This is a genomic window from Vibrio sp. Vb0349 (assembly GCF_033338975.1).
The window spans coordinates 1-1,916 of the sequence record NZ_JAWOTS010000096.1 but is presented as its reverse complement, the minus strand read 5'-3'; the positions used below and the strand labels follow the sequence as shown (position 1 = coordinate 1,916).

General features: G+C 46.5%; 1 protein-coding gene. It reads left to right on the top strand.

The window, feature by feature from the left end; translation table 11 throughout:
• The coding region (locus tag R7Q47_RS23505; protein WP_318089508.1) for a patatin-like phospholipase family protein at positions 1 to 1,916 on the top strand (1,916 nt) is incomplete at both ends.

Sequence of the window (1,916 nt, the reverse complement as noted above, 5' to 3'; positions counted from 1 at the left end):
ACAGTGGTTATCGTGATCGCGTCGATCGCAGTCAGCGTCGTGTTCGTGACAAAGAATATGAAGACCGCTATCAAATCACGACCGACCTTGGTTTACGGTTCGGCGAGGTTCGTGCTCCAACTGGTGTGGTTCAAGGGCAAAACATGTTGCGTGTGTTGCGCGAGACCACAGGCAACCTCGGACGTTTTGACTCCTTTGATGAGCTTGCCATTCCTTACCGTTCCGTTGCGACAGATATTTTAGAACTGGACGAAGTGGTGATCGGCAACGGTTATTTAGTTGATGCCATGATGGCCAGTATGTCTGTACCCGGCGCACTCCCTCCGTATAAGTTAAATGGCCACATGCTTGTTGACGGTGGCGTGGTCAACAACATGCCAGTGGATGTTGCGCGTGCGATGGGCGCGGATGTGGTTATCGCGGTAGACATCAGTACCGACTACAAAACCGAAGATGATTTTACTGGGCTGTTTACCGTTGCAGACCAACTCTCCAACTATCTGGTGCGTCGCAGTACCCAGCAGCAAGTCGAAACCCTGCAAGAACACGATGTTTACATTCGTCCCAATGTCGGCCAAATGGAAACCGTCGAGTTCGACAAAATGCCTTGGGCTTTTCAATCTGGCTATGACATCACCAAAGAAATGGAGTCGAAGTTAGCGGGACTGCGTTTATCAAACGCGGAGTATCAAAAGTACATCGACCATAAGCAGGAAGTTCGCAAAAAGCTCGTTTATGGTGACGATCGCGTAGTGGATGAGATTGTGATTGTAAACAATACCCACTATAGCGATGTTTTGTTGACCAACCGTTTGGAACTGGAAACTGGCCGTAAAATCGAAACGGCTGAAATCGAAAAAGCGGTAGAAAACCTCTATGCATTGGACCGATTTGAGTTAATTACTTATCACTTTGAAGAAGTCGATGGTTCGAATTTATTGGTGTTTGACGTTAACGAAAAATCTTGGGGCCCAAACTACCTCAACTTCCGTTTCTTCCTTGAAGATGACTTTGATACCGACAGCCAATACGGCATAGGGATGTCGACTAACTTTACCAACTTAAACTCGCACGGTGCTGAAATGGCACTCAACGTTGAGATGGGCACAGATAAGCTCATTGAGGCGGAGCTGTATTCTCCGGTTCTGTCTAGCCAAGAGTTTTTTGTTGCTGGTAAGTTGGCGTACAGCAGTGAAGGGCGAAACTTGCCGGTCAGTGATGATGACTCGAGTTTAAGTTCGGTGAACGATTTTTTGCCAGTGTCTTATACCGAGTTTGTTTCCGAGATAGCGATTGGCATTCAGCCTACGTTGTGGCAAGAGTTGAGATTGGGCGGTCGATACTCTTCGGGTAGCATTGAGTTATCGACATTGGCGTCTGTAGGTAATCTAGATTTTGAGCGAAGAGGCTTGTTTGCCAATTACCGCTTAGACACCCTCGATGATTTTGCTTTTCCTACGCGAGGTTTGTTGGTCGACCTAGAATATTTGGTTTCTCACGATACCAGCCCTGAAGAGATAGGTCAGTCCAAGCCTAAAGATATTGTGGAAGATACAGTGTATGAAATTGACGCTCGATTTAAGGGGGCAATGAGCTATCAGCGTCATACTTTAGTCGGACAAGCAGAATACAGCTTTGTGCAAAGTAAAAACTCGTCGATAACGCTGGACCCTCGTGAGTTAGGGGGCTTTTTGCATTTGTCAGGCATACCGAGAAACAGCTTGATAGGGCAAAACTTATTCTTCAGCAGTTTGGTATATCGCTACAAATGGTTCGACAATGATTTTGGATTGTTCGAAGCGCCAGTTTATGTTGGCGCTTCGCTAGAATATGGCGGTACATGGTCAGACAACGATCTGAAATTGAATGAAGCACCATTATATAACGCCGCATCAATTTTCTTTGGTGTGGACTCG